Annotated in this window: 5 protein-coding genes; 2 read left to right on the top strand and 3 right to left on the bottom strand. The window is 70.4% G+C overall.

Translation table 11 applies throughout. The features are described from left to right. Positions 1-245: 245 nt before the first annotated feature. The 3 genes from B9G38_RS15155 to mdh form a co-directional block, all read right to left on the bottom strand. Entirely contained in the window at positions 246-803 is a 558-nt protein-coding gene (locus tag B9G38_RS15155; RefSeq protein ID WP_086220930.1) for a 2'-5' RNA ligase family protein, read from the bottom strand. A gap of 13 nt (positions 804-816) precedes the next feature. Then, positions 817-1,005, bottom strand: coding sequence for a hypothetical protein (locus tag B9G38_RS15150; protein ID WP_086220929.1), 189 nt, complete (start codon positions 1,003-1,005; stop codon positions 817-819). Between the two features lie 67 nt (positions 1,006-1,072). Continuing rightward, positions 1,073-1,987, bottom strand: coding sequence for a malate dehydrogenase (gene mdh, locus B9G38_RS15145; RefSeq protein ID WP_086220928.1), 915 nt, complete (start codon positions 1,985-1,987; stop codon positions 1,073-1,075). A gap of 132 nt (positions 1,988-2,119) precedes the next feature. On the opposite strand from mdh, the gene B9G38_RS15140 reads away from it, so the two are divergent. Both B9G38_RS15140 and B9G38_RS15135 read left to right on the top strand, forming a co-directional pair. Beyond that, positions 2,120-2,713, top strand: a complete 594-nt coding sequence (locus B9G38_RS15140; protein WP_086220927.1) for a hypothetical protein — start codon at positions 2,120-2,122, stop codon at positions 2,711-2,713. Positions 2,714-2,748: 35 nt separating this feature from the next. Next, a partial coding sequence (locus tag B9G38_RS15135) for an MFS transporter (protein WP_394334933.1) occupies positions 2,749-3,769 on the top strand: 1,021 nt, incomplete at its 3' end.

Raw genomic sequence — 3,769 nt, 5'->3', positions numbered from 1 at the left:
AAGCGCGTGGTTCGAGAGAGCGAAGCTCTCTCGTCATCGCCAGAAATCAGAGATTTCTGGCTAGCAGTCAGAATCCGAAGGATTCTGACGACATCCCGAAAATCTCCGATTTTCGGGCGACAGCGAGGTGCGCGAGTCCTCGCGGCTGGGGCTTTGGAGGTGGTCGCTGTCGATCCGGCAGTAACGATTTAAAAACGAGCGGCTGGGGATTCGGCGGTAGTCACCGACACCCGGCAACCGATCACTTATAAATCGACGCTCGCCGCGACCTCCCGATACTCGGGGTCCCACACGTCGAGCGCGTGGACGCGCCACCGGATCGGGTCGAACTCGGCGTCGACGAGGTCGGCGACGACGCCCGGCTCCGGATTCCCACCGCGAGCCAAGGTAACGTGCGGCACGTACGCCTCGCCCTCGATCCCCTCTACGGCGCCGAAAGCGCCACAGAGACGCCGGTGAACCCGAACCAGTCCCTCGCTCTCGACGGCCAAGTACACCACCGGCCGCGATCCCGACCGCGGCGCGTCGAAGACGTCGATTTCGGTCACGGCGACCTCGAAGGGGTCGACCCCGGCGAGCGGCCGGCGAAGCCGCTCGCGGAGGCGGTCGAGCGCCTCCTCCCGGGGTGGTGCGTCTCCCCGGTCTGCTCGTTCGTCTTCCTCGTCCCGCACGTCTTCGACCCCGAACCGCTTACAGACGAGCGTGCGACGCTCGCGGACGCGGTCGAACCCCGACAGTTTCGGGTGGAGATCGGTCGCGAGACGGTCGACCGCGGGCGGCAGCGGAACGTTGAGGCTGAACACGTCGCCGCCCGCCTCAGATCCGATCGGTGAGGTGTAAGGCGATCACGACGACGAGCGCGATCCCTATCAGCGTCGGGAGCGCGTCGAGCAGCCAGAAGGCGATATCGAGGACGGCCCCGACGATCTCCAGGAGAAGCCACGCGATGACGAGCAGCAACACGACCTTCAGGAGGTCGTCGGTGTCGATCTCGGCGCGGTCCATGCCCGGACGAGGGCGCGGCAGCGATAAAAAGACGGTGGTGACGGCGACCGATCGCCGCGGAACGGCCCTACGCGATCTTCTCGTACTGCTCGGAGAGCTTCTCCGCGGCCTCGTCGAGCAGCTCGGTCTCGTACTCGTCGAGGTCCCACTCGACGACCTCCTCGACGCCGTCCGAGCCCAGCTTCGCGGGCACGCCGAGCGCGGTGTCGTCGTAGCCGTACTCGCCGTCGAGCACGACGGAGCAGGGGAGCACCTCGCCGGTGTCGTTGAGGATGGCTTCGACGGTGTGCGCGACGCCGGTCGCGGGGCCCCACTGGGTGGCGCCCTTCCGGCTGATCACGTCCATCGCCGACTCCTGGAGGTCCGCGAGGATCTCCTCCTTCTCGTCGGCGTCGAAGGAGGGGTCGCGGCCGTCGACGCGCACCTTCGAGAAGACGGGCGCCTGCGCGTCGCCGTGCTCGCCGAGGATCGTCGCCTCGACGTTCTTGACGGGCGCGTCGAAGCGCTCGGAGAGGACGTAGCGGAAGCGCGCGGAGTCGAGCCGCCCGCCGAAGCCGACCACCTTGCCGCGGTCGCGGTCGCCCGCCTCGTAGAGGTGGCGGTTGAGCAGGTCCACCGGGTTCGAGGTGGTGACCGTGACGAAGTCGTCGTTGTGCTCGGCGATCGAGGCGCCGATGTCCTCCATGATCGGCGCGTTGTCGCCGGCGAGATCGATCCGGGTCTGGCCCTCCTTGCGCGGGATACCGGCCGTGATCACGACCACGTCCGAGCCGGCGGTGTCCTCGTACTCGCCCTGCCGGACGGTCGTGTTCGAGTCGTAGGCGACGCCGTGGTTCGCGTCGGCGGCCTGTCCGATCGTCGTCTCGCGCTGGTCCGGGATGTCGACGAAGACGAGCTCGTCGACCACGTCGCGCAACGCGAGGTTGTAGCCGGCCGCGGCTCCGACGGTCCCCGCCGCACCGATGACGCTCACTTTTGTCATACCGTCTGAAGTCGGGGCGGGGCGGCGAGTAAACGTTTCGGAACCCCACGAACGTCCGTGCTGGTTCCGTCGCGTCGCTCCCGCCGAACCGTCGCGAAAACCATAACACCGGCGGCCGCTCACACCCATCCAGTGCCGACGTTCCGCTACCCGTGTCCCGGCTGTCGGACGACGAACAGCCTTCACGACGCCGACTGCGAGTTCGAGGGCGTGAGCTGGCCGACCGTCGAGAAGGCGTACACCGACCTCCTGTCGGTGCTGTCCGCGGAGCCGGACGGCCTCCCCGAGGCGGCGCTGCGGGACGCGGTCCCGGCTGAGTGGGGCGGACTCCACAAGGCCGCGCTCGGCGCGCTGCGGCGCGACCAGCGCGTCGTCGACGACGGCGACCGCCTCCGCCTGCTCACCGCCGCGGAGTTCAAGGAGCGCGTCTCGGAGCCCACCCGCGAGCCGATGCGGACCGTCTACGAGCACGGCTCCGTCCCCGGCTGTCACGACAACGCCGTCTTCGCGATGGTGGCGTGGTACGAGATGGTCGGGCTCTCGTGGCCGGAGACCCGCGAGAACGTGGCCGAGTGGCTCCGGAACTCGGGGGCGTGGGACCGCGGCGGCTTCGAGGAGTCGACGCCGGAGGAGCTCGTCGACGCCAAGCGCCACGTGTACGACGAGGGGTACGGCTGGAAGGAGAAGGGCCAGGCCGCGAAGCGCGTCATCGAGCGGCACCTGTAGCGCCCGTTTAAGTCTCCGCGCGACGTTTCGCCACCGTGACGCATCCGGAGGCCGCGGCCGTGTCGACCGGGGACGATCCCGATGCCGATGGGGGCCCCGACCGATCCCCGGCCGTCGCCAACCCCCGGCGCGCGCTCGCGGTCGTGATCGGCGTCGTGTTCATCGATCTCGTCGGCTTCGGGATCGTGATCCCGATCCTCCCCTTCTACGTCAGGTCCTTCGGCGTCAGCGACGCCTTCATCGGGCTGCTCGCGGCCTCCTACTCGCTCGCGCAGTTCCTCGCGGCGCCCACGCTCGGCCGGCTCTCCGACCGGATCGGGCGCCGTCCGGTCCTCCTCGCGTCGCTCGCCGCCGCCGGCGTCGCGTGGGTGACGTTCGGCTACGCCGGGCCGGCGGGCGCGCGCTTCGGTCCCGTCGCCGCGCTGGCGGTGCTGTTCGCCTCACGGACGCTCGCGGGCGCGATGGGCGGGAACATCGCCGCCGCGCAGGCGTACGTCGCCGACATCACGCCGCGCGACCGGCGCGCCGGGGCCTTGGGGCTCATCGGCGCCGCCTTCGGGCTCGGGTTCGTCTTCGGCCCGGCGATCGGCGGGCTGCTCGCCGCCGACGCGGTCGTCGCCCGCGCCGACGCGCTCCTCCCGGCGGTCGTCCCGGCCACCGCCTACTCCCTCCCGAGCTTCGCGGCCGCGGGGATGAGCTTCCTCGCGGTCGCCGTCGGCTTCGCCTTCCTCGAAGAGCCGACCCGGACGCGCCCGGTGGCGGAGACGGAGGGGAGATCGACCCGGCGCACCACCGCGGTCGGCCAGTTCCGCGACGCGCTCGCCTCCGCGGCGCTCCGGCCGTTGACGGTCGCGTACTTCGTCGTCGCCGTCGCGTTCGCGGGCGTTCAGGTGATGTTCATCCCGTACGTCGCGGACGCGTTCGGCTACGACGCGACGGCCGCGGCGCTGCTGCTCACCTACGTCGGCGTCCTCGGCGCGGTCAATCAGGGCGTCCTCGTCGGGCGGCTCTCGCGGGTCGTCTCCTCGCGGACGCTCGTCGCGGCCGGGGCGGTCG

This window comes from Halorubrum sp. SD612 (assembly GCF_002135005.1).
The sequence above is the reverse complement of the archived record's forward strand: the minus strand, read 5'-3'. Positions and strand labels throughout refer to the sequence as shown.

What these genes read in the sequence shown, in the direction of transcription:
- mdh (WP_086220928.1), bottom strand. Translation starts at nt 1,987, where the DNA reads ATGACAAAAGTGAGCGTCATCGGTGCGGCGGGGACCGTCGGAGCCGCG.
- B9G38_RS15150 (WP_086220929.1), bottom strand. Translation starts at nt 1,005, where the DNA reads ATGGACCGCGCCGAGATCGACACCGACGACCTCCTGAAGGTCGTGTTG.